The 24444-nt window shown below is 52.0% G+C and carries 25 protein-coding genes; 13 read left to right on the top strand and 12 right to left on the bottom strand.

The window, feature by feature from the left end:
* Positions 1-75: 75 nt before the first annotated feature.
* The 3 genes from V7723_RS07290 to V7723_RS07280 all read left to right on the top strand — a co-directional run bounded on the left by V7723_RS07290 (position 76) and on the right by V7723_RS07280 (position 2905).
* Positions 76-882, top strand: a complete 807-nt coding sequence (locus V7723_RS07290) for an IclR family transcriptional regulator (protein ID WP_335683791.1) — start codon at positions 76-78, stop codon at positions 880-882.
* A 76-nt stretch (positions 883-958) separates the two neighbouring features.
* On the top strand, positions 959-2113 hold the full coding sequence (locus tag V7723_RS07285) for an acyl-CoA dehydrogenase family protein (RefSeq protein ID WP_335683790.1): 1155 nt from the start codon (positions 959-961) through the stop codon (positions 2111-2113).
* An 18-nt stretch (positions 2114-2131) separates the two neighbouring features.
* Complete coding sequence (locus V7723_RS07280; RefSeq protein WP_335683789.1) at positions 2132-2905, top strand: class II aldolase/adducin family protein; 774 nt, start codon at positions 2132-2134, stop codon at positions 2903-2905.
* Positions 2906-2934: 29 nt separating this feature from the next.
* Here V7723_RS07280 and V7723_RS07275 read toward each other — a convergent pair whose 3' ends face one another.
* Positions 2935-4203: an MFS transporter gene (locus tag V7723_RS07275; RefSeq protein ID WP_335683788.1), complete on the bottom strand. Its 1269-nt coding sequence runs from the start codon at positions 4201-4203 to the stop codon at positions 2935-2937.
* Positions 4204-4361: 158 nt separating this feature from the next.
* Between V7723_RS07275 and V7723_RS07270 the strand changes: the two genes are divergently transcribed.
* A complete protein-coding gene (locus V7723_RS07270; RefSeq protein WP_335683787.1) occupies positions 4362-5375 on the top strand; it encodes a cyclase family protein in 1014 nt (337 codons plus the stop codon).
* Positions 5376-5518: 143 nt separating this feature from the next.
* Positions 5519-6403, top strand: a complete 885-nt coding sequence (locus V7723_RS07265; protein WP_335683786.1) for a NifU family protein — start codon at positions 5519-5521, stop codon at positions 6401-6403.
* Here the strand turns inward: V7723_RS07265 and V7723_RS07260 are convergent.
* Both V7723_RS07260 and V7723_RS07255 read right to left on the bottom strand, forming a co-directional pair.
* Positions 6400-6612 carry a hypothetical protein gene (locus tag V7723_RS07260; RefSeq protein WP_335683785.1) on the bottom strand — a complete coding sequence of 71 codons (213 nt, stop codon included), beginning with the start codon at positions 6610-6612 and terminating at the stop codon, positions 6400-6402. The genes V7723_RS07265 and V7723_RS07260 overlap by 4 nt on opposite strands.
* A gap of 55 nt (positions 6613-6667) precedes the next feature.
* The gene (locus V7723_RS07255; protein WP_335683784.1) at positions 6668-7138 is read right to left on the bottom strand and encodes an OsmC family protein; all 471 of its coding nucleotides are present in this window, start codon (positions 7136-7138) and stop codon (positions 6668-6670) included.
* 138 nt (positions 7139-7276) lie between these two features.
* On the opposite strand from V7723_RS07255, the gene V7723_RS07250 reads away from it, so the two are divergent.
* The gene (locus V7723_RS07250) at positions 7277-7888 is read left to right on the top strand and encodes a CDP-alcohol phosphatidyltransferase family protein (protein WP_335683783.1); all 612 of its coding nucleotides are present in this window, start codon (positions 7277-7279) and stop codon (positions 7886-7888) included.
* Here the strand turns inward: V7723_RS07250 and V7723_RS07245 are convergent.
* The 3 genes from V7723_RS07245 to V7723_RS07235 all read right to left on the bottom strand — a co-directional run bounded on the left by V7723_RS07245 (position 7885) and on the right by V7723_RS07235 (position 11833).
* Positions 7885-8376, bottom strand: coding sequence for a hypothetical protein (locus V7723_RS07245; RefSeq protein ID WP_335683782.1), 492 nt, complete (start codon positions 8374-8376; stop codon positions 7885-7887). The genes V7723_RS07250 and V7723_RS07245 overlap by 4 nt on opposite strands.
* Before the next feature lie 61 nt (positions 8377-8437).
* Positions 8438-8851 carry an RNA-binding S4 domain-containing protein gene (locus V7723_RS07240; protein ID WP_335683781.1) on the bottom strand — a complete coding sequence of 138 codons (414 nt, stop codon included), beginning with the start codon at positions 8849-8851 and terminating at the stop codon, positions 8438-8440.
* On the bottom strand, positions 8852-11833 hold the full coding sequence (locus V7723_RS07235) for a helicase-related protein (protein WP_335683780.1): 2982 nt from the start codon (positions 11831-11833) through the stop codon (positions 8852-8854).
* A gap of 296 nt (positions 11834-12129) precedes the next feature.
* Here V7723_RS07235 and scpA point away from each other — a divergent pair, with 296 nt between their 5' ends.
* Positions 12130-14277: a methylmalonyl-CoA mutase gene (gene scpA, locus V7723_RS07230; RefSeq protein ID WP_335683779.1), complete on the top strand. Its 2148-nt coding sequence runs from the start codon at positions 12130-12132 to the stop codon at positions 14275-14277.
* Between the two features lie 3 nt (positions 14278-14280).
* Here scpA and V7723_RS07225 read toward each other — a convergent pair whose 3' ends face one another.
* A complete protein-coding gene (locus V7723_RS07225) occupies positions 14281-14613 on the bottom strand; it encodes a hypothetical protein (protein ID WP_335683778.1) in 333 nt (110 codons plus the stop codon).
* Positions 14614-14950: 337 nt separating this feature from the next.
* Here V7723_RS07225 and V7723_RS07220 point away from each other — a divergent pair, with 337 nt between their 5' ends.
* Together V7723_RS07220 and queF are read left to right on the top strand one after the other, a co-directional pair.
* Positions 14951-15985 (top strand): histone deacetylase family protein, encoded by a 1035-nt coding sequence (locus V7723_RS07220; protein ID WP_335683777.1) that lies wholly within the window; start codon positions 14951-14953, stop codon positions 15983-15985.
* A 2-nt stretch (positions 15986-15987) separates the two neighbouring features.
* Positions 15988-16452 (top strand): preQ(1) synthase, encoded by a 465-nt coding sequence (gene queF / locus V7723_RS07215; RefSeq protein WP_335683776.1) that lies wholly within the window; start codon positions 15988-15990, stop codon positions 16450-16452.
* Between the two features lie 6 nt (positions 16453-16458).
* Here the strand turns inward: queF and cdd are convergent, their stop codons facing one another.
* Both cdd and V7723_RS07205 read right to left on the bottom strand, forming a co-directional pair.
* Complete coding sequence (gene cdd, locus V7723_RS07210; protein ID WP_335683775.1) at positions 16459-16857, bottom strand: cytidine deaminase; 399 nt, start codon at positions 16855-16857, stop codon at positions 16459-16461.
* A gap of 19 nt (positions 16858-16876) precedes the next feature.
* A complete protein-coding gene (locus tag V7723_RS07205) occupies positions 16877-17881 on the bottom strand; it encodes a proline racemase family protein (RefSeq protein ID WP_335683774.1) in 1005 nt (334 codons plus the stop codon).
* A gap of 105 nt (positions 17882-17986) precedes the next feature.
* On the opposite strand from V7723_RS07205, the gene meaB reads away from it, so the two are divergent.
* From meaB to V7723_RS07190, 3 genes are all read left to right on the top strand, one after another.
* Complete coding sequence (meaB, locus tag V7723_RS07200) at positions 17987-18967, top strand: methylmalonyl Co-A mutase-associated GTPase MeaB (RefSeq protein WP_335683773.1); 981 nt, start codon at positions 17987-17989, stop codon at positions 18965-18967.
* 129 nt (positions 18968-19096) lie between these two features.
* Positions 19097-19384 carry a 50S ribosomal protein L28 gene (gene rpmB / locus V7723_RS07195; protein ID WP_335683772.1) on the top strand — a complete coding sequence of 96 codons (288 nt, stop codon included), beginning with the start codon at positions 19097-19099 and terminating at the stop codon, positions 19382-19384.
* A gap of 148 nt (positions 19385-19532) precedes the next feature.
* The gene (locus tag V7723_RS07190) at positions 19533-20300 is read left to right on the top strand and encodes a dienelactone hydrolase family protein (protein ID WP_335683771.1); all 768 of its coding nucleotides are present in this window, start codon (positions 19533-19535) and stop codon (positions 20298-20300) included.
* A gap of 4 nt (positions 20301-20304) precedes the next feature.
* On the opposite strand, the gene cobT is transcribed toward V7723_RS07190, so the two are convergent.
* The 3 genes from cobT to V7723_RS07175 are packed head-to-tail and all read right to left on the bottom strand — an operon-like array spanning position 20305 to position 23821.
* The gene (gene cobT, locus V7723_RS07185) at positions 20305-22167 is read right to left on the bottom strand and encodes a cobaltochelatase subunit CobT (RefSeq protein WP_335683770.1); all 1863 of its coding nucleotides are present in this window, start codon (positions 22165-22167) and stop codon (positions 20305-20307) included.
* Between the two features lie 11 nt (positions 22168-22178).
* Positions 22179-23183 carry a cobaltochelatase subunit CobS gene (gene cobS / locus V7723_RS07180; RefSeq protein ID WP_335683769.1) on the bottom strand — a complete coding sequence of 335 codons (1005 nt, stop codon included), beginning with the start codon at positions 23181-23183 and terminating at the stop codon, positions 22179-22181.
* Between the two features lie 47 nt (positions 23184-23230).
* Positions 23231-23821, bottom strand: a complete 591-nt coding sequence (locus V7723_RS07175) for a J domain-containing protein (RefSeq protein WP_335683768.1) — start codon at positions 23819-23821, stop codon at positions 23231-23233.
* Between the two features lie 225 nt (positions 23822-24046).
* Between V7723_RS07175 and V7723_RS07170 the strand changes: the two genes are divergently transcribed.
* Positions 24047-24313 (top strand): BolA family protein, encoded by a 267-nt coding sequence (locus V7723_RS07170; RefSeq protein WP_335683767.1) that lies wholly within the window; start codon positions 24047-24049, stop codon positions 24311-24313.
* Positions 24314-24444 lie beyond the last annotated feature (131 nt).

Below are 24444 nucleotides of genomic sequence, written 5' to 3'. Positions count from 1 at the left end.
GCGGGTATTCTGCATAGTGGAATAGAATTCCGCAAGTGTTTTTATGCGGTAAATCTATTTTAGGTTCGGCAGAAGATGATCAACGACAAAGCTTTGATAGAAGGTGATGCAAATCAATCCAGTGACCGTCATTTTGTAACTTCTTTGGCCCGCGGTCTGGAAATACTGCGTGCGTTTCGTCCGGGAGAAGGGCCAATTGGTAATAACGAGTTGGCGAAACGAACGGGTTTGCCCCGCTCAACAATCTCCCGACTTACCAGTACATTATTGCAGCTTGGCTATCTAACCTATCGACAAAGTATTGGAAAATATGAACCTTCTCCCGCTGTCTTGTCCTTGGGATATACATATTTGGCGAATAATAAGCTTCGATTATTGTCTCGGCCACTGATGCATGACCTGGCAAAACAAATGGGGCTTGGCGTCGCTATGGGGACGCGCGACAGATTGAATATGCTGTATGTGGAAACTGTGCGCGGGGGCGAAGAAAGTACCTTGAGATTGGAAACGGGATCCTATTTACCTATGGGCATAACGGCCATCGGTCGCGCATTCCTGTGTAAATTACCGGAAGGTGAGCGTGACTTTTTCCTTGATCACATAAAAAAACGATTCGCAGACGACTGGCCATTGCTGAAAAAAGGTTTTGAAGCCGCACAAAAAGATTTTGAAGAATTTGGCTATTGCTTATCACTCGGTGATTGGCAGTCAAATTTCTATGCTGTTGGGGCGGCCGCGAGAGATAATTCAACAGGTGACATTGTCGGCTATAACTGCGGAGGGTCTTCCTATTTGCTTACAGAGGAGCTCCTTCGGGAACAAGCGGGGCCGCGTTTAGTAGGGTTGGCGCGCAGCGTTGAAGTGATGTGCGGCACGGCATAATCTTGTCGAGCACTAAACATTAGTGATAGAACACCGATCATTCACAAACAAAAATAAAAAATAAAAGGATTTATAGATGGCTCTAGACACCGAAACTTTTTCGCTTGTCAAAGATGCTGTGGCACGATTTGTGCGCGAGCGGTTGATTCCGGCTGAGGACATTGTGGAAGAAACCAATGATGTGCCAGAAGACATTATTCAGGAAATGCGGGAGCTGGGATTGTTCGGCTTGTCTATTCCAGAGGAATATGGCGGCCTGGGTGTCAGTATGGTTCAAGAATGCGAAATAATTCACGAACTTTGTAAAGCTTCAGTTGCTTTTCGATCTGTAATTGGGACGACAGTTGGCATCGGAAGTCAGGGGCTGGTGATGACCGGAACCGAAGAACAAAAGCAGCAATATTTGCCGCGTTTGGCCTCCGGCGAGATTATCTCTTCCTTTTGCCTGACGGAACCGGAAGCCGGATCAGACGCGGCGTCCCTTCGTACCGTCGCACTAAGAGACGGAGATGACTATGTCCTGAATGGAACGAAACGCTATATTACCAATGCATTACGGGCCGGGATGTTGACAGTAATGGCGCGCAGTGACCCCAATAAAAAAGGGGCGGGAGGAATCTCGGCGTTTTTGGTAGATCCGGCGACACCCGGTGTGACCATAACGCAAGCTGATGAAAAAATGGGCCAACGGGGCACCAAGACCAGCGATGTGATCTTCGAAGATGTTAGAATTCCGGCATCCGCGCTGATGGGCGGTGAAGAAGGGCAGGGCTTCTACACGGCAATGAAGGTTCTAGACCGAGGCCGGTTGCATTTAAGCTCAGTTTCGACAGGCATGTCGGAACGTATATTAAGTGAAGCCTTGGGATATGCGGCAGAGCGCAAACAATTCGGCACCATTATCGGAGAGTTCCAGTTGGTTCAGGCTTTATTGGCGGATAGCCAGGCGGAACTATTTGCGGGAACAGCTATGACATTGGATGCGGCTCGAAAATATGATAATGATGAAGATATCTCAATGCAGGCAGCCTGTTGCAAAATGTTCACCACAGAAGCCGCTGGAAAGATTGCAGATCGCGCTGTTCAAATTCACGGCGGCGCTGGCTATATGGCCGAGTATAAAGTAGAAAGATTCTATCGGGATGTGCGATTGTTACGTCTCTACGAAGGGACGACGCAGATTCAACAATTGGTTATTGCCCGAAATATGCTGAAAAACCACGCCAACTAAATAATAAGGAGACTGGAAATGGGTGTAGATAAAATAAACAAAATGGTGCCCAGCCTGCACGGTAAAGTAAGCGACGAAGAGTGGGAAGAACGCGTCAATCTGGCGGCTTGTTATCAGCTTGTCGCACATTACGGTATGACAGACCTGATTTTTACCCATATTTCGGCGCGTGTACCTGGCGAAGATAACCACTTCCTGATCAATCCTTACGGCTTGTTTTTTGATGAAATTACAGCCTCTAGTCTGATCAAAGTAGATATCGATGGCAATGTATTGGACGAGACACCGTTCAAGATTAATCCGGCGGGATACACTATTCATAGCGCGGTTCACGGCGCCCGTCATGATGTCGCCTGCGTTCTCCATACGCATACTACCGCGGGCATGGCTGTTTCTGCGCAAAAGCAAGGTCTATTACCTCTCACGCAGAATTCCTTGATGTTCTATAATTGCCTTGCCTATCACGGGTATGAAGGTATTGCACTGGATCTTGATGAGCGGGAGCGGTTGGTCCGGGATCTTGGTGATTCAATTGCTATGATCCTCAGGAACCATGGGTTATTGACAGTCGGCGGTACGGTATCAGAGGCGTTCCGTAGAATATATTATCTTGAAAAATCTTGTGAAGCTCAGATCAAGGCGTTGGCCGGTGGGTCAGAAATTATCATTCCACCTCGCGAAGTTTGTGAACATGCCGTGTCGCAGTTCCAGTCCTTCGGTTCGCGGACGACGTTGGAATGGCCAGGTCTCTTACGAATATTGGACCGCAAGGGTAGTAACTATCGCGATTGATTTTCCGAAATTTGGTAATGAACCGCTGCTTAACTAGGTGCTTCCTGGGGAAGCGGTGGTTTTTTTTGTACAGACTTTGAATCTTTTGATTTGCTGAAAATCAGGACACTTATAAAGAGGATTACGGCGATACTTAGGAACAGAACCCGGTAAGCGATAAGGGGCGCAGAACCGTCGTCTTCGACGAATTGCCCAATAATAAAACCGCCCATGGCCTGCATTAGAAAGACACCTAGAAAAACAGCAGTATTTAGAGTGGCGATGCCACGTCCTAAAAGATGTTCTGGAAAAATGGCGCGACCGTGGGACATAATCAGAACACCATAGCTACCAACACAGCATAACAGAATGAGTAGCGCAGAAACCATCCAGACGCTGACGACAGGAATGACTGCCAATATAAGTAAAATAACGACTGTCAGTAGGGCTGCTGTGATGACAAGTCGTTTACGGCTCTTGAAGATACCATCCAGATAGCCATAACCGATGCTGCCGCCAATCATTGCCAAAATCATCCATAGCAGGATACTTCCACGTTCAGTTAGATCAAGGCCATATATGTCGTGGAGAAAATGAGCGCCCCATAATCCAACAATGGTCATAACGACCGCATATATGATGAGGTTTATGGCAAAGGCATACTGAAATTCACGATCCTTAATGATACCTAGTACGCCGCGCAGGGTGTCCTTTATATTCTCGACTTTTCGGTCATGAAAAGGATGGCCAGCAGGCGCATCCTTGATAATCAGAAATCCAAAAACCAGCGAGATTGCCGTAAATCCACCGGCTACCCAGAAGACGTTTCTCCAGCCCGCATAGTCAGTTAGCAACGCTGTCGGAATGGTGGAAAAAATATTGCCTAAGCCGCCAAGGCCGACAATTAGAGAAGCATAGAATGCAAATCGGTGGGCTGGTAGCCATCTCGATATTATCACCAGGGATCCCATTAAAACCGGGGCGCATCCCACGCCGATAAAAAACCGCGCAGCAGAAAGCTCCATAAAATTTGAGGCGAGGGCAAATCCGAACGATCCAAAAACCGAGATTAGCATTAAGCCGCAAATGGTTTTCTTCGGCCCATACCGGTCGAGGAAGATTCCGACCGGCACTTGGAATAATGCGAAGGCAATGAAGAAGATGCCACCGACAATCCCAAGTTGCTCATGGCTTAGCGCAAGATCCTCCATAATATTCGGCGCGATGACCGCGGTCGAAGATCGAAAGAAATTACTGGCGACATACACAAACGATAATGTCGCAATAATTTTAAAGGCGGTTCCAGCTTCGTTTTTCATTTTTTATTATGCCGAGAATTTTTCTATTTTAGACATACAGCTATCAGTTTGCTTCCCTTACGTCAATTCGCGAAGCAGTTGTTACATTTCTCTGCCCCAGGACTAGGCAGAGGGGTAAGGGGTGGCTATGCTATATTCAAAATAAAAAGGAGCAAAAAATGCCAAGATGGGTAAAGCGACCAGAAGGTTCGAACTGGGGCGAATTTGGCGATGAAGATCAAATTGGGCGTCTAAATTTGGTCACGCCAGAGAAAATCCTGGCGGCAGCGGCAGAAGTCAAAACCGGAGAACGGTTTTGCTTAAGTCTCCCGCTTGATTTACCGGGTGGAAATATTCTCAATCCCCGTCGTTATCCACCGACCCTTTCGCCGACGTTCCGATCCGGTAATCGACCCAATATGAATTACAATTTGTCGCAAGATAATCCCAGTATGATTGATGTAATTTGCGATGACGTCGTGGTTCTGCATACCCAGTATTCTTCGCAATGGGACAGTCTGGCCCATGTCGGCCAAGAATTTGATGCCGATGGCGATGGCGTGGCAGAGATTGTCTATTACAATGGATATCGCGCCGGAGAGCATATTCATAGCCCCGACGATCCAAACGGGTCCGGCGCCGAATGTCTGGGTATCGAGAATATGGCTGCCGCAGGTGTTCAGGGGCGCGGCGTGATGATAGATCTGGAAGGTGCCTTTGGCCGAGACTCCAAAATGGTTGGCTACGATGATCTAATGCAAGTTCTGGAAACGGATAATGTCGTCGTCGAAGAAGGGGACATGGTCTGCTTGCATACAGGATTTGCGCAACAAATTATGGAAATGAACGGGGTGCCAGATAAGGAGAAATTGCATCATTCTTGCTGTGCGCTGGATGGACGCGATCCGAAACTACTCAATTGGATAACCGACACGGGGCTTTCTTTGCTGATCGCCGATAATTACGCGGTGGAGGCACATCCATCGCGGGAAGGTCATGGTAATTGCGCTTTTCTCCCCATTCACGAGCATTGCTTATTCAAGTTAGGTATTCACTTAGGCGAGCTGTGGCATCTTACGCCGCTGAATAGCTGGCTTAAGACGAATAATCGGTCGCGCTTTTTACTCACGGCGCCGCCTCTTCGGTTGCCCGGTGCCGTCGGCTCTCCGGCCAATCCTGTGGCGACGGTCTGACAAATTTAAAGCCTTGGGACATATTGCAAGTCAATAAGAGTGACATATGTTAGTATTGACGCTTGATCATCTACCCGCATTTTGTTAGCAGATGATCGTGTTTTGTTTAACTGTCCGTTTTTTTAACGGACTGGAGCCCGTAGATGTTTATTCAGACCTTGCCGCTTGACGATGACAATCGAATGCAGTTTCTTCCAGGCCGCCAGGTTCTGGTCTCAGGTTCCGTACGCTTTAATGATCCGCAGCAAGGACGTGAACGATCTCCCCTCGCAGCCCGCCTGTTTGATATACCGGGTGTGAAAGAAGTGGAGCTTGGTGAAGATCATGTGACGATTACCAAGACGGATGATGAAACTCACAAGGCGCTTTGGATACAACTTAAGCCGATGGTGCTGGCGGCTGTTATGGACCATTATATGAGCGGTCTGCCGGTTTTGCTTGGCGGTGATGCTGAGGCGACCACTAGCTATTCCGAAGACGATCAAAAAATTGTTGATGTCATTGTTGAACTTGTTGATGATCGTGTTCGGCCGCAGCTCCAAGATGATGGCGGCGAAGTCTTGTTTAAATCCTTTGATCCGACGAACGGTACTGTTGTTCTGGAGATGGACAGCTCGGGGTTGTCGACCCCTGCCTTCGGTACTCAGATAAAAATTGAGAATACGCTGAAACATTTTGTGCCCGAAATCAGCCGCGTAAAATTTGAGCGCATGGTTGATATCACGGAAACAGTTGATGAAGGACGGCCGGGTCTGCAAACCGAAGAAGCCAACCAGATACGGGTTCTATTGGAAACTCGGATTAATCCGGCTATTGCCGCCCATGGCGGATATATTTCCTTGATCGATATTCAGGATCAAACAGCATTTGTCGAAATGGCCGGCGGCTGTCAGGGTTGTGGGATGGCGGACGCGACTTTGAAACAAGGTGTTGAAGTGGAAATCAAAAGCGCCGTACCGACTATTGAACGGGTATTGGACGTTACGGATCATGCCGGCGGCAGTAATCCCTATTACGCAGGATATTAAGAGACTTCGTCGATTGTCTTGATAACGAACCCTTTATCCGCTCGGTATTTTTGCTGGACTTTCCCCCAGGCTGCTTCAACATCAGCGGCATAGAACTCGATATAATGAGTTTCCGCCCAATCATCCGATAAATTGCGGTGTTTGCTGCCATCACTCACGGCTTGCAAAACATCTTTGTTAAAAATAGCTGCTTCAAATTTTAGTTGCATGGTTGCCCGTTCTTGAAATTTCGCCTCATCATCCCACAGGCTGGTTAACAGTTAGTTAGCTTGCCACATGAATGGTTGGCTCATTGTGAACCGGGAAATTTACAGAATTAGCGATAAAGCAAACTTTATGAGCTTCTGTATGTAAACGCCGCGCGATGTCCAGATCGCTTTCGGGGCTTATGATCATAATGGGACGCAAGATAACCTCTGTGAAACGGAGGGCGCCATCTTTCAACTCCATTTTGCCCCAGGCCGTATCATGATACTGGGTGACCGAAATCTTTTTTCGGGCGCAAAGCGCCAGATAGCTGAGGAGATGGCAGGCCGAGAGCGACGCGACCAGCATGTCTTCGGGGTTATAGCGATCGCCTTTTCCAAGAAACACCGGATCTGCAGATCCGGCAATCACCGGACGGCCCTCAATGGAGATATTATAGTCGCGTGAATAGTTCTTATAATCGGTTGTCGGGCCTGCAGCAGCGCCGGTCCAGTCTATATTTGCCGTAAATTCGTGTGTTTGTGCCATGATTTATCTCCCTTTTTCCGGTCACAATATCGGGAGCGGCCGGATATGTCTTTGCCTCTGCGATAGAAGCTTTTATTTAGGTTGCATCAACTGTCTCATTTGACGGATATTGGATCAAGATGAAATTCAAGGAAGACCATGTTTGACGCAGCCCTGAGGCACGTAATTGACCCGCCGCTCAATTATATTGGGACAAAAGTGGCTGCCCTTGGCGTGTCGGCGAATATGGTGACAATTGTCGGTTTTGGATTGGGTATCGCCGCTGTCCCGTTCATTGTCACCGAAAATTACGGCGTTGCCTTGGTGCTTATCCTCATTAACCGAATTTTCGACGGATTGGACGGGGCGGTTGCCCGGCACTCGTTACTGACGGATTTTGGCGGGTATCTTGATATCGTTTGTGATTTTATTTTCTATTCCGCCGTGGTTTTTGCCTTCGCCTGGGCGCGACCGGAAAATACCTTGGCGGGGGCGTTTCTGATTCTCAGTTTTATGGGAACAGCCTGCACGTTCTTGACTTATGCGATCATGGCCGAGAAGCATAAAATCTCGACGGATATTCGCGGCCGTAAGTCACTTTATTACCTCGGTGGATTAACCGAAGGCATGGAAACCATTGTCGCCATGGTGCTGATGTGCCTCTTGCCCAATTACTTTGTTGAAGTTGCCCTGATTTTTGGCGCCATGTGCTGGGTGACGACCGTTACCAGAATTTACGCAGCCTGGCTCGCTTTTCGCAATTTGTTTTAAGCTTTTGCGGCGTTTTTAGTCCAGCTGGTCAAATCTTCCTGTAAGGTCAATCGGGCTTCTTTTTTGAGAGTGCCGACCCAATCGAGAAAACCTCGATGGAGATCTTTTGCCGTTAGATCTTCGTCATAAGCGCTAAAGAGAATATCCTTATATTCATCCAGTGATGCACATTCAAACTCGTTATCCTTCGGATCGAACGCTTTAATTTTTTCGATGGCTTCCGGTTTGCTTAAGGCGGCGTGAAACGGAATTTCCTCTTCAAGATCGTAGCCGCCCCAGCCCAGCCACCAGGCGTCACTTTCGCTTTTGCCCAAGTCCCACGCATATAGCACTTCGGCTTCAATATCCTTGGCACATTTCTTTGCTGCTGCTTCCAATGCGTAGCTGCTCGAGGTTTCGGACAGCGAAATTCTTCCCAGCTTGAAATAACCGGTACCGCCGTCATTCCACGTGGAAATGAATTGCTCGAAATCTTTTGCTTCTGCCACGGTGTTTCCTTCGTTTGTCTATCTGTGTCGCTCTTGTAAATCAATCGACGCAAAAAGGGAATTAGGGATCTTCCGGATCCGGGCGAAGTTTGTCCAGCGCCCGCCGGTCTGCTTTTGTCGGTCGTCCGGCACCTGCGTCGCGTTGCCCGGATCGCCTGGTCTTCACAACATCCGGTTTCTGCACCTCCGGCGGGACAAGATCTTCATACAGGGTTTGCGCTTCGCTCGCCGGACCGCGCCGGGCTCCGATATCAATAATCTTGATGACGCGAATGGTCTTTTGTTGCTGAAAGGTCAGCACATCACCCGCCTTGATGCTGACGCTGGCCTTGGCGACAGGAACGCTGTTAATACGTAACTTTCGCGCCTGCACCAGTTTTGTTGCGATATTTCGGCTTTTGAAAAACCGCGCGAACCAAAGCCATTTATCAACACGTAATGTCGGGGCCTTTGGCTCTGCGCTGTCTGAATTCAATTATTTTTTGCCTAACGTTTTCAAAATAGCAAAAGGGCTGTCCGGATCGATTTCCGGGGCACGGGGCGCCGGTTTGCGATGGGCAGGCTTGGATTTTGACGTCGGTTTTCCGGCGGTATTTTGCTGTGGCTTTCTGCCGTTGGGCTTTGGCTTTTCGCTACGCTTGCGTTTGTGGAACGGCACCCGGCGAAAAGTGATTTCCTCGCCTTCGCCTTGCTGCTCATAGCCAAGTTTTGCCAAAATCAGGGAAAACTGCTCGCGGGTTGTGCCAACAAGGGACAGCATTTCATGGGTTGGTTTAAACGGCTGGTTCCGTGGCAGATCTTTTTTCTTGGGCTGCTCGCCCTTGCCTTTCGCGGCGTCGCCATCCAGGGCTTTTTCCGGTTTTGCTTCTACTGCTTCTGCTTCTGCCGGGGCCGGAGTGACGGCCTCTTTGGTTTCAGTTTCGCCATCAGTTGGGGTCGCTTCCGGTGCTGGATTAGCCTCAGCCTCCGGTTCAGGTTTTGTCTCCGCGACGGTTTCTTCAACTGGCGCTGACGTCTCGACAGGCAAGTCAGGCGCCACATCAGTTTTTTCTGCCTCTTCAGCCTTATCAGCTGTATCTGCCGCCGATTTCGGAGAATCAGGTACTGTTTCCGCGGTTTTTACCACAGGCGATTCGGTCTTGGCGGGCTCTGTCGTGTCGATTAGGCCCCGGGAAGCGCGCCGCAACAGGCCGGCCAAACGGTCCAGCATATCCATGCGCACTGCCAGATTATCGAAGACGGCATATCCCGCTGTCAGATAGTAGCTCCAATGCAGGCCTTTCTCGGTCTCGAACGAAACCCGACCGGCAGGCGGCAGCGGCGGGATAGGATTGCGTTCTTCGTGAATGGCCCAGAGCAGGCAGCGTAAAGCAGTCGGGTCGGGTTTGAGCAATATGGGCATAAACACATGCTCATATCCAACCCGCAAACCACCAAACTTCAGGCGGCCGTAATCTTTTTTGTCCAGATTACGGATCTGGTCACCGAGTTTGTAACGGGGCAGGGCGCCGAGATTTTCGCTGACCTGGAAGGCAATGCCGCGTGCCGCCCCGGTGAGAGGAAGATCTGCCAGCATAACCAAGGGCTTAAGGCGTGTGTCGATTTGTGCTGTGATCCAGTCATTGAGGCGTTTCGTGGCGGATTCCAGCGCCGGACCGTTCAATTGCTCGCTGGCTAGCAGCTGCAATTTCGGCTTCAAGACGGTCTCGCCTTTTACCAAGGATCCGATAATCGCATCTTCCCAGGAAATCTTTCCGGCCGCATCGAGCGTGATCGCCTCATCGGGTGCCGCCGTCAGTCGGGCGGCCCGAAGGGCTATCTCCGCGGCAATGGTTTTATTTCCGACATTCCGCAAAGTGCGGGCTTCGGTGCTGTTGACGCTGGTATCGGCATTGAACTTCAATCCGACCAAGGTTCCGATGAAATGTCCTTCTACCTGGACATCACCCGTATCGCTAATCTGTGCTTCCAATTGACTGCTGTCTTTCAATTTCCGCACCAGCATGGCCGTGCGTCTGTCTACAAATCGTTGAGTCAGGCGCTCATGCAAAGCATCTGACAGTTTATCTTCTATGTTACGCGCTGCGTCCTGCCAATGTTTATAATCATCCATCCACTCAGATACATGGGAAATATACGTCCATGTCCGTGTATGAGCAATCCGTGTTGCCAGGGTATCAATATCGCCATCGGTTTTCTGAAGCCGGTTCAGGTGGCTCGAAATCCAGTCGCTGGGTAGCTTGCCCGACGGCGATTGTAAATGCAAAAATATTTGTTTGAGCAGGCGGACATGTTCATCATGCATGGTCTGACGAAAATCTGGAACCTGACAAACCTGCCATAACTGACGTATCTTGTTGGAGCTTTGTGAGTGCTGGCGCACCTCGTCATCGCGGATCAAGGTTTTAAAAGCTGTATAGTCTTCCGGATCCCGCGGCGAGACCATCCCCTCAATGGCGGGGCTTTTCTCCAGCGATCGGAGCAGGTCTCGTGCGGTTGTAAAATTGAGCTTCTGATTGCGCCAACGGATGTGACGCACCGCCTCAAACTCGTGGGATTCGATTTTCTCCACAAGATCGTCTTCCAGCGGCTCAACATTTGCCGTTGTCCCGAACGTCCCATCATTCATATGCCGACCCGCCCGGCCGGCGATCTGGGCAAACTCCGCCGGTCGCAAACGGCGGGATATGGCGCCGTCATATTTCACGGTCCCGGCGAAGGCCACATGATCAATATCCATATTGAGGCCCATGCCAATGGCATCCGTCGCCACCAGATAATCCACATCGCCTGATTGATAAAGCTCGACCTGGGCGTTGCGGGTGCGCGGTGAGAGATTCCCCATCACCACAGCGGCGCCGCCCCGTTGCTGGCGTACCAGTTCGGCGATGGCATAAACGTCACTGGAGGAAAAGGCGACGATGACGGACCGCGGTGGCAGACGGGATATCTTCTTGGGTCCACGATAAGTCAATTTTGAAAATCTCGGCCGCGAGATGAAAGAGGCTTCGGGGATTAATCGCTGGATCCAGGGCCGAATGGTTTCAGCGCCCAGAAACATCGTTTCCTCACGCCCCCGCGCATGCAAAAGACGATCGGTAAAAATATGGCCACGCTCCGGATCGGCGGCCAGTTGTATTTCGTCAATGGCGAGAAACTCAAACCCCCGGTCGAGCGGCATGGCCTCCACTGTGCAGATAAAATACACGGCGTGGGGCGGAATGATTTTCTCCTCGCCGGTCACCAGTGCAACATTGGCCGCGCCCTTTTGTGCCGAGACCCGGTCATAAATTTCCCGGGCGAGCAGCCGAAGGGGCAGGCCGATAATACCGTCCGCATGGCCCATCATGCGTTCCACCGCCAAATGGGTCTTGCCGGTATTGGTGGGCCCAAGCACCGCCGTGATCCGATCGACTTTCATGGATTGTGAGGATGGGGAATAGTTGTTGGGAGGCATGTTTCTCTTTACTGCGAAAAAGGAAGCGTAACCGCCTCCGAACCCATTAAGATCTATCAGAAAGATCTATGAACAGGAACCCATATTACAAGTGATTCCTCATTGTCTTGCACTTTTGACAGTCCAAGATTGCAGCGCACAGCTCGAGTCGGAGTAGAATTAGCCAAACGTTCGTTTGATATTTTTATTGATAAGACCCCTTGGAATGTGGGAGAAAGAGCGTGACGCGGAGAAAAATTTGACACTCTGTTGTGTTGCGATGCACAATATTGAGAAACAAAAGGGACGTATTTAAAATGGCTGACTTTCCAAAACAGAACTTGGAAGACTGGGATAAACTCGCGGAAAAAGAATTGCGGGGACGCAGCACCGATGATCTGGTTTGGAACACACCGGAAGGGATTCCAGTCAAGCCGCTCTATACAGCCGCGGATCTCGAAGGCATGGAACTTGAGGGAGCCTTGCCGGGGATGGCGCCGTTTCAGCGCGGTGTTCGGGCCACCATGTATGCCAATCGCCCCTGGACCATTCGTCAATATGCCGGTTTTTCAACGGCAGAAGAATCAAACGCCTTTTACCGCCGCAATCTAGCGGGCGGGCAAAAAGGGCTGTCGGTTGCTTTTGATCTGGCAACCCATCGTGGCTATGATTCTGATCATCCGCGAGTAGTGGGCGATGTCGGCAAGGCCGGCGTTGCCATCGATAGCGTTGAGGATATGAAAATCCTGTTTGACGGCATCCCGCTCGATGAGATGTCCGTCTCCATGACCATGAACGGGGCTGTTTTGCCCATCCTGGCCAATTATATTGTGGCCGCGGAAGAGCAGGGGGTCAGTCCCGACAAGCTGGCGGGGACGATCCAGAATGATATCCTGAAAGAATTTATGGTCCGCAACACCTATATTTACCCGCCGGAGCCCAGCATGCGGATCATCGGCGATATCATCGGCTATACGTCGGCTAAGATGCCGCGCTTCAATTCAATCTCGATTTCCGGTTATCATATGCAGGAAGCCGGCGCGACGCAGGTGCAGGAGCTGGCCTTTACATTGGCCGATGGTTTGGAATATGCGCGGGCGGCCATGGCGTCGGGTTTGAAAATTGATGATTTCGCACCGCGCCTCAGCTTCTTCTTCGCCATTGGCATGAACTTTTTTATGGAAGTTGCCAAACTGCGCGCCGCCCGGATGCTCTGGGCGAAAATGATTTCCGAGTTTGAGCCGCAAAATAAAAGCTCCTTGATGCTGCGCACCCATTGCCAGACGTCCGGCGTTAGCCTGACCGAACAAGACCCGTACAATAATGTTATTCGCACGGCGTATGAAGCCATGGCGGCGGTTTTGGGGGGCACCCAAAGCCTGCATACCAACGCGCTGGACGAAGCCATTGCCTTGCCGACGGACTTTTCTGCTCGGATCGCCCGGAACACACAGCTTATTCTGGCCGAAGAAACCGGTGTTACCAATGTGATCGATCCGCTGGGCGGCAGTTATTATGTGGAAAGCCTGACCAACTCCATCGCCGAGGAAGCCTGGAAGCTGATTGAGGAAGTTGAAGAGCTGGGCGGGATGACGAAAGCCGTCGAAAGCGGTATGCCGAAACTCAGCATCGAAGAATCTGCCGCCCGTCGCCAAGCTCGGGTTGATCGCGGCGAGGAGACCATTGTCGGCGTCAATAAATATAAGCTCGAGAAAGACGATAGCGATATCGATATTCTGGATGTGGATAATACGAAAGTGCTGCGCCAGCAAGTCGCCCGGCTCAACAAAATCAAGGCGACGCGGGATGATGCGGCCTGTCAGGCGGCGCTTGCTGCCTTGACCGAGGGCGCCCGCGGGGGCGAAAATCTTCTGGAACTCTGTGTCGACGCCGCTCGGGCGCGGGCGACAGTGGGGGAGATTTCTGACGCCATGGAGACAGTCTTTACCCGGCACCGGGCAGAGATCCGCTCGATCAGCGGTGTCTATGGGGCGGCTTATGAAGGGGATGAGGGCTTTATGAAAATTCAACGGGATATTGAAACCTTCGCCAAAGAAGAAGGACGCCGACCGAGAATGCTGGTGGTTAAACTGGGGCAGGATGGGCATGATCGCGGCGCTAAAGTAATCGCCACAGCGTTCGCCGATATTGGCTTTGACGTGGATGTGGGACCGTTATTCCAGACCCCGGCCGAAGCTGCCACAGATGCCATCGAAAGCGATGTGCATGTGATCGGTATTTCATCGCAAGCCGCCGGTCACAAAACACTGGTGCCACAGATCATTGCCGAACTGAAAGCGCAAGATGCGGGCGATATTCTGGTGGTCTGTGGCGGTGTGATCCCGGCTCAGGATTATGACATGCTGTATGACGCCGGCGTCGCCGCTATTTATGGACCAGGCACAAATATTCCCGAAGCCGCCGCCGAAGTGCTGGAGCTGATCCGCAAACAACGCAAAGCCTAAAAACTAATCGGGTTTTTCGTGCAGCGGTTTGTCGTCGAGCAGAGCCCAGACATCCTTTTCCCCCTCGGAGCCGCGGGCGCCGAGTTCAATGAGTAGTCGGGTGGTTGTTTCGTAATCGGCGCCGATAATGCGGGACAGGGTACTCAGCTTTCGCCATTCCGTCTCAGCCGGCATATTTTCAAGGGCCGTCTGCAGCAGGGCCTTGCGATGGTCATCTAGCATTCGTTGAGACTTGGTGTCGCGCTGATGCCGAAAATGATCAATGGCAAACTGACCGGCACCGCCGACAACTACGCCGATCGCCCCGCCAATGACCCCCAACCAGAAATCTGGCATGATATCCTCCTTTGTGACAGCGTTACGCAGAATTTTCCCTCAAAATCTTGACGGTGTTTTCCACAGTCCATGATCGCCTAATTCAAATCGGGTTGGAAAGACAAAAGTGAAAATTATTTTTATCGCCAAAGGGAGCACCAAAAGATTCTCTACACTGAGCGTAGTATGGACAAGGGCATCGATTTACATCCCGATGCCAATACATGAAAATTTTCTATAGGTTTGGCCAAATCCATGAATTTTTTTCATGTATTGGCGGGACCGATAGAACTGCTTGACCGGCGCCCCTGATGTGGCTGTATGATGCGGGCAGAATTCCTCCACAGAAGGGTGACGTATGAAAATCGTTTACAGTCCGGACCATGCCAAACACGACCCGCAAACCTATTTTAAAGGCGGGGCGTTTCATGAGCCGCAGGAAGTTCCGGGCCGGGCCGAGGCGCTGATCACGGGTTTGCGCGACGCCGGACATGATATTGTCGGACCCGATGATTTTGGGGCAAGCCCGCGAGCCGCCGTTCACACCCCCGGATATTTGCATTTCCTGGAAACCATCTCGATGCGCTGGCATGCAGAGGATATGGGAAATGAAGAAGTGCTGCCCAATATCCATCCGGGCCGTCATATGTCCGGGATGCCGACGGGGCTGGTTGGTGAAGTTGGATATTATACAACGGACATGTCCGCACCGGTGGGCCGTCAGACATGGGAAGCGGCGGTGGCATCGAATAATGTGGCGCTGACGGCAACGGATTATGTGCTGGAAGATCTGGCCGCGAAAAAATCATCTTATGCCCTTTGCCGCCCGCCCGGGCATCACGCGTATAAGGATCAGGCGGGGGGATTCTGTTTTCTCAATAACATCGCCATTGCCGCACAATATGCCCGTCGCAGCGTCAACCGTGTCGCCATTCTCGATGTCGATGTGCATCATGGTAATGGTACGCAAGGGATCTTTTACGAGCGGGCCGATGTGCTGACTATTTCCATGCATTGCGATCCCAGTGATTTTTATCCGTTCTTTGCGGGTTATGAGCAGGAGCGGGGGCACGGTGAAGGGGACGGCTTCAATCTCAACTTGCCGCTGCCCAAAGGCAGTAAAGATGAGGCCTTTCTGGCGAAACTGGAAATTGCGCTGACGGCGTTGAAAGCTTTCGCGCCGGATGTGCTGTTTGTCGCGTTGGGCCTCGATGCGTTTGAAGGCGATCCGTTTGCCGGCCTTGGAATCACAACAGAAGGCTTCGGCGCCATCGCCGCCAATATTGCGCATCTGGGCTTTCCAACAGTGCTGGTGCAGGAAGGCGGCTATAACCGGGACTTTCTGGGCGCCAACATCACCAGCTTTATAGACGGCTTTGAAGGGCACCGATAACAATGGTCGAGACAGACGTCAGCGGTCTGAGCCTGTTGGGGCAGGCGGCGGAACAGCCGCAGAACCCGGAAGACGCGGTGCTGGAAAAGGTGCCCAATGGCCAAAGTGATGTGAATTATCTGGTGCGTTTCGTGGCGCCGGAATTTACCTCGCTTTGCCCGATGACCGGACAGCCGGATTTCGCCCATTTGGTCATCGACTATGTCCCGGACCAATTTCTGGTGGAATCAAAATCACTGAAGCTGTTTCTGACCTCGTTCCGCAATCATGGCGCTTTTCATGAAGACTGCACCGTCAGCATTGGCAAACGCATCGTTGATTTGCTGTCGCCGCGCTGGTTGCGCATTGGCGGCTACTGGTATCCACGCGGTGGTATTCCCATTGATGTCTTTTGGCAAACCGGCGCGCCGATCAAAGATGTCTGGCTGCCCGATCAGGGTGTGCCATCCTATCGGGGCCGCGGCTAATCTTCCTTAAAAGGAAAAACTATCGGGTAGCAGTTTGTCCGCGTTGGTTTCAATGTCGCCGTTCTCACCGGGATAAATGACGGTGGTTTGTGGCGTTGCAAATTCGATCATAAACTGACGGCAGGCGCCGCAGGGAGAACAAGCCCCGCTTTCGCCTTTTTGATTATAATTAGTCACGACAACGGCCGCCAGTTTCATCCCCGGTCCTTCAGTGGCCACCGCTTGCATAATGGCATTACGTTCCGCGCAAATGGACAGACCGTAGGAGGCATTTTCCACATTGCAGCCGCTATAGACATTTCCAGCGACGGTGCGGATGGCCGCGCCGACCTTGAAATTGGAATACGGCGAATAGGCATTCATCATGGTTGCCTCCGCCTGATTTTTCAAATCCGAGCTCGTCATCTCTATACTCCCGTTCATTTTAGCGCAGCAAGAAACCGCCTGCCAGCGTATCGCCATCCTCGGCGGTAAATTCTGCGGTGCCACAATAGTAAGCCTGTCCGGCAACCTCAACTGTTACGGCGTTATAGGGCCCAACTTTTGTTGCTCGCATAATCTTGCCGGTGAAAATGGATCCTGTAACGCTTTCAAATTGATAAATCTCACCGGCCTGAGCCGTTTTGCGGGCGGCCGCGACGGCGAGCCGTGCGGTGACGCCAGATCCGGTTGGGCTGCGATCGACCTGTGCATCGGCGAAGACGCATATGTTGGCGCTGGCCGCGCCCGTCGCACCATCCCCACCATCGGTCAGGATGGTGCCGTACAGATAGCCCAGATCTTCTGCCTCCGGGTGGGTAATGGGGATCTGCTTCTTCACCGCCTCTGATATTTGCGTTGCCGCCCGGACCAGATCGGCCGTGGTCGAGCGGCGCACATCCAGTCCGATGGTGGCGGCATCGAGCAGCGCATAAAACGCCCCGCCATAGCCGATATCGATCTCGACCGGGCCGTAATCTGGCGTCTCCACATAGGTGCCAAGGGCGACGGCGAAGGCCGGAACGCTTTCAAACCGCACGGCGCCTGTAACGCCGTCCTCTGTTTTCACATAAGCCGTGACGAGGCCGCAGGGACATTGAATATTGACCTTTGTTTCTTCGGTGTTCTTGACCACCAGGCCGTAATCCAGCGCGTAGCGGCCCAGGGCAATAATGGCATGGCCGCACATGGTGCTATAGCCTTCGTTATGCAGGAAAATGACGGCAAGATCGGCGTCGGGATGATCGGCGGGAACGAGAAGAGCCCCATACATATCCCGGTGGCCGCGTGGCTCGAACATCAGGAACTGCCGGTAGTGATCGGCATAATCCCGTAAAAAAGCCCGCTTTTCCAGCAGGGTCCGACCGTCCGGCACCGGGACACCATCGGTGATGATGCGCAAGGGCTCGCCGCCCGTATGCATTTCGACTGTTGTAATACGACTGATCATTTTCCTAGACTAGATTGATCGCGATATTTACGAAAGCTCTTTCAAGAGACTTGACGGCCGCCCCGTATTTTCCCATACCCAAGGGGTAACGTGGCGGTAAATGGGATGGTTAAGACAATTAAGCAGATAACCGAAAAACTGAAAGCAGGAGACCGCCGTGCCCTGGCGCGGGCGATCACGCTGGTGGAATCCTCGCGGCGCGATCACCGGGAACAGGCGCGCGACCTGATCACCCAGATTCTACCGTTAACGGGTCGCTCGGTTCGGATTGGTATTTCAGGAACGCCCGGCGTAGGAAAATCCACCTTTATCGAAGTATTTGGCAAGTTCCTGACGGCGGCTGGACATAAAGTGGCCGTCCTGACCATTGACCCATCCTCCAAGCGGACAGGTGGTTCCATCCTTGGCGATAAAACCCGAATGGAAGAATTGGTGCGTGACCCCAATGCTTTTATCCGGCCCTCGCCGTCAGGCGGCTCCCTCGGCGGTGTTGCCCGTCGTACCCGTGAAGCCATGCTGCTCTGTGAAGCAAGTGGCTTTGATACTATCCTGATTGAAACCGTTGGTGTCGGTCAGTCGGAAACCACCGTGGCGGAAATGGTCGATGTTTTCATGCTGCTATTGGCGCCGGCCGGTGGGGATGAGCTGCAGGGTATTAAGCGAGGTGTCATGGAGCTGGCTGATCTTGTGGTGGTCAACAAGGCGGATGGCGATTTGAAAGCGACGGCACGGCGGGCCGCAGCCGAATATAAAGGCGCCCTTGGATTGATGCGGCCTAAAAGCCAGCATTGGCGACCCGAAGTTCTGATGATCTCGGCGCTCAAAAAGTTAGGCATTGAAGATTTATGGGAGGCTATCGAGCGATATCGTGTTGCGCGGTCCACGGACGGCGAGCTGGAGGCACAACGGCGAGAGCAGGCGGCGTCCTGGATGTGGTCGGAGCTGGATGATTCTCTGATGTCCCGATTTAGAGAACATGAGGCGGTTGCCGATTTGCTCCCGAGGTTGGAAACTGATGTAAAATCCGGGAAAATTGATCCAACCGACGCCGCAGAGCAATTGCTGGCGCTGTTTTTGACTAAATAACTCCCGATGCGGAGTTATCGGTGTTTTTTGGATTAATATGCTTGACGGGTGCGCCGACATTCCTTAAATACCGTGCCACGTCTGGCGTCTCGCGTCGGCATTTTTATTTATTGGTTAAAGAGGTTCACGATGGCACGTCGTTGCGAATTAACAGGTAAAGGTGTTCAGGCTGGCAACAATGTAAGCCACGCCAAGAACAGAACCCGTCGCCGGTTTCTGCCAAATGTGCAAGAAGTCCGCTTGATGTCAGATGCATTGGGTCGGTCGTTCAGCATGAAAGTTTCTGCCGCAGGTTTGCGCTCGGTTGAGCATAACGGCGGTTTGGATAACTTCCTTCTGAAAGCACGGGATATCAATTTGTCCCTGAGTGCCCGTCGCGTCAAACGCGACATCAAAAAGGCAGCGCTGGCTTCTTAATTACAGTTTGCAGACTTCGGTCTTAGAAATGCGAAAACGGATAAGATGAAAATCTTGTCCGTTTTTTTTATGCATCTGTTGCTTCGCGCGGTCATCTCCCTATCTGAAAGAATGTACTTAAATACAGGTTCAATCAGGGAGAGATCATATGTTTGCACGTCGTGATATTGTTAAAGGCGCGGCCGCGTTACCGCTGGCGGCTATCCTCGCCGACCCGCTTCTGGCGCAGGCTGCTGCTGCGGGGATGCAGGACGTGACGCTGGAGCTGAAAAGCGGGAAACCGATCAAGGCCTCCATTGCCTTCCCCGATGTCACCCCGGCGCCCGCTATCTTGCTGATACATGAATGGTGGGGTCTCAATGACCAGATAAAGGCCGTTGCCGCAGAATATGCCAAGGCTGGCTATGTGGCCGTTGCTGTCGATCTCTATGACCAGAAAGTCGGCGCCACCGCCGATGAAGCCCGCAGTCTGATGGGTAAGGTCAAAGGTGAGGAAGCGACCGAAACCTTGAAGATCTGGACAGCCTGGACCCGATCCCATGACAAGACAACCGACAAGATCGGCACCATAGGCTGGTGTTTCGGCGGGGGTTGGTCTCTCAATGCGTCTTTGGCCTCTCCCGTTGATGCGACGATCATCTATTACGGTAATGTGGCAAAGCAAGCGGATCAGTTATCTGCTCTGGTCGGGCCCGTGATGGGGCATTTCGCAGAGAAGGATCAATGGATCAACAAAGCCATGGTTGACGGATTTGTTGAGCAGATGAAAGTGGCTGGTGAGCCGGATCCTGAAGTCTTCTGGTATGATGCGGATCATGCTTTCGCCAATCCCTCCAGCGGTGGCTATGACAAGGCAGATACCCAGCTCGCCTGGACCCGGAGCATGGCGTTTTTCGACAAACATCTAAAAGGCTAACAGCTTACCAGCGTTCGGCTTTACTGCGCTTGCTGGTTTTGTTCTCGTCGAACAGATCAGCAAGCTGCTCCATCATCACGCCGCCCAATTGCTCGGCGTCGATAATGGTCACCGCTTGTTCATAATAACGGGTCACATCATGGCCAATGCCGATGGCAATCAGCTCGACCGCCGATTTGGTTTCGATCCAGCGAATGACATCGCGTAAATGACGGTCCAGATAGTTGCCCGGATTAACCGATAGGGTGCTGTCATCCACCGGCGCCCCGTCGGAGATCACCATCAGGATCCGGCGTTGTTCTGGCCGGCCGAGAAGACGGTTATGGGCCCAGAGCAGGCCTTCACCGTCGATATTTTCTTTCAGGAGACCTTCGCGCAGCATCAGCCCTAGGGATTGGCGGGCGCGGCGATAGGGATAATCAGCCGATTTATAAACAATATGGCGCAGGTCATTGAGGCGGCCGGGATTAGCTTCCTTGCCTTGTTCCAACCATTTCTCGCGCGATTGCCCACCTTTCCAGGCTCGCGTGGTGAAACCTAGGATCTCGACTTTAACCGAACAGCGTTCCAACGTGCGGGCCAGCACATCTGCGCACATGGCCGCAACAGAGATGGGGCGGCCGCGCATGGAGCCGGAGTTATCGATGAGCAAGGTGACCACGGTATCGCGGAAATCCGTATCCTGCTCCATCTTGAAGGACAGCGGAAGCAAGGGATCGACGACCACACGGGACAACCGTGCCGCATCGAGAATGCCTTCTTCCAGATCAAATTCCCAGGACCGGTTTTGTTGGGCCAGCAATTTACGCTGCAGCCGATTGGCCAGTTTGCTAATCAGGCTATGCAGGTTTGTCAGCTGTTGGTCGAGTTGCTGTCGCAATCGTGCCAGCTCTTCGGGCTCACAGAGGTCAGAGGCTTGAATAACTTCGTCATAATCCGTGGTAAAGGATTTGTAGGCGTCGGCATCCGGGGAATTGCGGAAATCATCGGGATACACCGGTTGGCGATCGCGGCCGGCTTCTTCTCCGGCGCTGGTGGTTTCCATATCCGCGCTTTCGCCGGTCTCGCTGTCCGTGCCCTCGTCGCCAGCACCTTCTTGCGAGTCGGCATCTTCCGCGGCGCTGGCTTCTTGTGCCTCGTCATCGCCTTCGGCGCCGCTGCTTTCGGCATCCGGATCCTGTTCGCCGTCGTCGCCGTCACCGGCTTCGTCCTCGTCTGAATAATTGCCTTCGGCATCATCTATCAGATCCAGGTCTTTCAGGAGCTTGCGGGCGGCGGTTGCAAATTCTTGCTGGCTGCCGAGAGTTTCCAGCAGATCGGCGAAATCATCGCCACTTTTTGCTTCGATTTCTTCGCGCCATAAATCAACCATGCCCTTGGCGCTTTCCGGCACCGGGATATTGGCCAGTTTTTCACGGGCGAGCAGGCCCAGCACTTCGGCAATGGGGGCGTCCGCCTTGTCGTAAATTCGCTCGAACCCGCTTTCCCGGCAATGGCTGTCCAGGCGATTATACAGGTTGTCGGAAACGCCTTTCATCTTGTTGGCGCCGATGGCTTCCACCCGCGCCTGTTCGATGGCTTCGAAGACTTCTTTCGCTTCACCGCCTTGCGGCGCAAGCTTGTTATGTAAAGCGTCATCATGGTAGCGCTTACGCAGGGAAAGACTGTCGGCAATGCCGCGCACCAACCGGATATCCTCAATCGGAAGATCCTTCATGGGGTTGGGCAGGCGCGCCTTATTGGCTGTGATGCCAGGGGCATCGTTGCCATAGATGACTTCCAGCTCTGCTTCGCGGGACATGGCACGCATGGTCGCGGTTACCGCGCGTTTGAAGGGCTCGGCTGCTGCTTCTTTATTTTTTCCCAAAGCCACCGGGACTAGGACGCGACAATATTAGCCGCAGATTCCGGAAGTTCCTGTCCGAAGCTGCGCTGGAAATATTCCGCGACAATAGGCCGTTCCATTTCATCGCATTTATTCAGGAACGTCACCCGGAAGGCGAAGCCGATATCGCCGAAAATCTCGGCATTTTCCGCCCAGGTAATCACCGTCCGCGGGCTCATAACCGTCGAAATATCTCCGGCGATAAAGCCGGACCGGCTCAGCTCGGCGCAGGCGACCATCGCCCGGACTGTTTGCCGACCTTCTTCCGTATCATAACTGGGCGTCTTGGACAGGACGATGGCGTTTTCTGTTGCTTCGGGCAAATAGTTCAACGTCGTGACAATATTCCAGCGATCCATCTGGCCCTGATTGAGCTGTTGGGTGCCGTGATAAAGACCCGTGGTATCACCAAGCCCAACCGTGTTCGTGGTTGAGAACATGCGGAACGCCGGATGGGGCCGGATAACCCGGTTCTGGTCGAGCAAAGTCAGTTTGCCCTCGACTTCGAGAACCCGCTGGATCACAAACATCACGTCCGGCCGACCGGCGTCATATTCGTCAAACACAATGGCCGTTGGCGATTGCAACGCCCAGGGCAGAATACCTTCACGGAATTCCGTGATCTGTTTGCCTTCGCGCAACACAATGGCGTCTTTCCCTACCAGATCAATCCGCGAGATATGACTGTCCAGATTAACCCGGACGCACGGCCAGTTCAGCCGCGCGGCGACTTGTTCGATATGCGTGGATTTTCCGGTTCCGTGATACCCCTGAACCATCACCCGACGGTTAAACGCGAACCCGGCCAAAATAGCCATGGTCGTATCATGGTCGAAAACATAGGAAGGATCCAGATCCGGCACACGCTCGGTGGCGATGCTGAAAGCGGGAACTTCCAGGTCACTGTCGATTTTGAAGACTTCGCGAACAGATACTTTCGTATCAGGAAGGTTTATTTCGGTATCTGATGCCTGACCGGCGAGCTCTAGGGACGTCATGACTAACTATTCCGTGTAACTATTTATGGTTATTTTCCTGCGGTTTACTAGGAGTTAACGCAAGATCGCAGATGTGTATAGGCCTGATTGATGTTTTTTAGTATTTCTTCGGCTTTTTTGTCGCCACCATGAAGATCAGGGTGATATTTCTTGGCCAATTCTTTATGCCGGCGTTTTATGTCGTTGAGACTGCTGTTTGGCCCCAAATTGAGAATAGCGAGAGCATCCCGCTCTTCTTTATCAATTTTGGGCGAGGCAGAATGCCCGTTTTGCCGGGACGTATCATCTTGTGTGCCCATGTCTTCGCGAAAATCGAAAGGGTCATCATACTGAAAATCGCCACGTGGTTTTGCGGTGCGCGAGCCCATCTTCCAGGTCGGGCGGTGACCGGTAATGTCTTCATCCTTATAGCGCAGGACTTCTTCGTCGGACATGCCGTCAAAGAAATTCCAGGATTTATTGAATTCACGGACATGGCCCAAGCAAAACCATTGAAAATCCTCAGGATTTCTCCGGTCTTCCGTACGAGATTTTGGCGCGCGAAACTCCCCGGTTTCAAAGCAATCGGGGTGATCGCATTGCCGGAACATGCCGTCGGGGGGCTGGTCGCCTAAGTCAATTTTTTTACGTTTGGCCATGAAGACTATTATGGGCAGTCGACTTATGGCTTGCAAGGATAAGCCCTAAAAAGACTTCAATTTTCGGTGTAGCATGCTAATTGCGCAACAGATTTCGTCGCTTCGTGATTTGATTAGAGGAGCTGTCTTTTTTCTAACTCATTTCTTCGAGTGACGCGTCTTGATCCGCCTTCCGGAAAAATATACTTATGATGTTTGACTGAACCCTTAGTGGAAGAAATTATAATGAGTGTTGCAGAGACAATAGAAGTAAAATTGCAAGGAGCCTTCGCACCGTCGAGCCTGACGGTTATTGACGAATCACATTTACATGCAGGCCATGCTGGCGCTCGCCCACAAGGAGAGAGTCATTTCAAGGTCGAAATCATTTCAGATAAATTTGAAGGATTGTCCCGAGTGGCACGACAACGCGCAGTCTATCAAGTTTTGGCCGATGAATTGGCGACCGATATTCACGCGCTTTCACTCGATGTGAAATCTCCGACGGATTAGGCTAATTGGTATCGTCATTGAACTTGAATACACCTTAAACGAGGATATAAAAAAATACACCGTGGGCTAGTTGAGCCTGAACGGGCGAATCTGTTTAACATTACAATCATGTATTGAATACAGCGATGGCA

This window comes from Sneathiella sp., from assembly GCF_036960985.1.
Classification (GTDB): domain Bacteria; phylum Pseudomonadota; class Alphaproteobacteria; order Sneathiellales; family Sneathiellaceae; genus Sneathiella.
Note: the sequence above shows the minus strand (reverse complement) of the source record. Positions and strands in the feature narration are given on the sequence as shown.

What these genes read in the sequence shown, in the direction of transcription:
- V7723_RS07260 (WP_335683785.1), bottom strand. Translation starts at nt 6,612, where the DNA reads ATGCAACTAAAATTTGAAGCAGCTATTTTTAACAAAGATGTTTTGCAA.
- scpA (WP_335683779.1), top strand. Translation starts at nt 12,130, where the DNA reads ATGGCTGACTTTCCAAAACAGAACTTGGAAGACTGGGATAAACTCGCG.
- V7723_RS07235 (WP_335683780.1), bottom strand. Translation starts at nt 11,833, where the DNA reads ATGCCTCCCAACAACTATTCCCCATCCTCACAATCCATGAAAGTCGAT.
- rpmB (WP_335683772.1), top strand. Translation starts at nt 19,097, where the DNA reads ATGGCACGTCGTTGCGAATTAACAGGTAAAGGTGTTCAGGCTGGCAAC.
- cobS (WP_335683769.1), bottom strand. Translation starts at nt 23,183, where the DNA reads ATGACGTCCCTAGAGCTCGCCGGTCAGGCATCAGATACCGAAATAAAC.
- cdd (WP_335683775.1), bottom strand. Translation starts at nt 16,857, where the DNA reads ATGACGAGCTCGGATTTGAAAAATCAGGCGGAGGCAACCATGATGAAT.
- V7723_RS07175 (WP_335683768.1), bottom strand. Translation starts at nt 23,821, where the DNA reads ATGGCCAAACGTAAAAAAATTGACTTAGGCGACCAGCCCCCCGACGGC.
- V7723_RS07250 (WP_335683783.1), top strand. Translation starts at nt 7,277, where the DNA reads ATGTTTGACGCAGCCCTGAGGCACGTAATTGACCCGCCGCTCAATTAT.
- V7723_RS07290 (WP_335683791.1), top strand. Translation starts at nt 76, where the DNA reads ATGATCAACGACAAAGCTTTGATAGAAGGTGATGCAAATCAATCCAGT.
- V7723_RS07280 (WP_335683789.1), top strand. Translation starts at nt 2,132, where the DNA reads ATGGGTGTAGATAAAATAAACAAAATGGTGCCCAGCCTGCACGGTAAA.
- V7723_RS07225 (WP_335683778.1), bottom strand. Translation starts at nt 14,613, where the DNA reads ATGCCAGATTTCTGGTTGGGGGTCATTGGCGGGGCGATCGGCGTAGTT.
- V7723_RS07220 (WP_335683777.1), top strand. Translation starts at nt 14,951, where the DNA reads ATGAAAATCGTTTACAGTCCGGACCATGCCAAACACGACCCGCAAACC.
- V7723_RS07270 (WP_335683787.1), top strand. Translation starts at nt 4,362, where the DNA reads ATGCCAAGATGGGTAAAGCGACCAGAAGGTTCGAACTGGGGCGAATTT.
- V7723_RS07285 (WP_335683790.1), top strand. Translation starts at nt 959, where the DNA reads ATGGCTCTAGACACCGAAACTTTTTCGCTTGTCAAAGATGCTGTGGCA.
- V7723_RS07255 (WP_335683784.1), bottom strand. Translation starts at nt 7,138, where the DNA reads ATGGCACAAACACACGAATTTACGGCAAATATAGACTGGACCGGCGCT.
- V7723_RS07265 (WP_335683786.1), top strand. Translation starts at nt 5,519, where the DNA reads ATGTTTATTCAGACCTTGCCGCTTGACGATGACAATCGAATGCAGTTT.
- V7723_RS07205 (WP_335683774.1), bottom strand. Translation starts at nt 17,881, where the DNA reads ATGATCAGTCGTATTACAACAGTCGAAATGCATACGGGCGGCGAGCCC.
- V7723_RS07190 (WP_335683771.1), top strand. Translation starts at nt 19,533, where the DNA reads ATGTTTGCACGTCGTGATATTGTTAAAGGCGCGGCCGCGTTACCGCTG.
- V7723_RS07170 (WP_335683767.1), top strand. Translation starts at nt 24,047, where the DNA reads ATGAGTGTTGCAGAGACAATAGAAGTAAAATTGCAAGGAGCCTTCGCA.
- meaB (WP_335683773.1), top strand. Translation starts at nt 17,987, where the DNA reads ATGGTTAAGACAATTAAGCAGATAACCGAAAAACTGAAAGCAGGAGAC.
- V7723_RS07275 (WP_335683788.1), bottom strand. Translation starts at nt 4,203, where the DNA reads ATGAAAAACGAAGCTGGAACCGCCTTTAAAATTATTGCGACATTATCG.
- queF (WP_335683776.1), top strand. Translation starts at nt 15,988, where the DNA reads ATGGTCGAGACAGACGTCAGCGGTCTGAGCCTGTTGGGGCAGGCGGCG.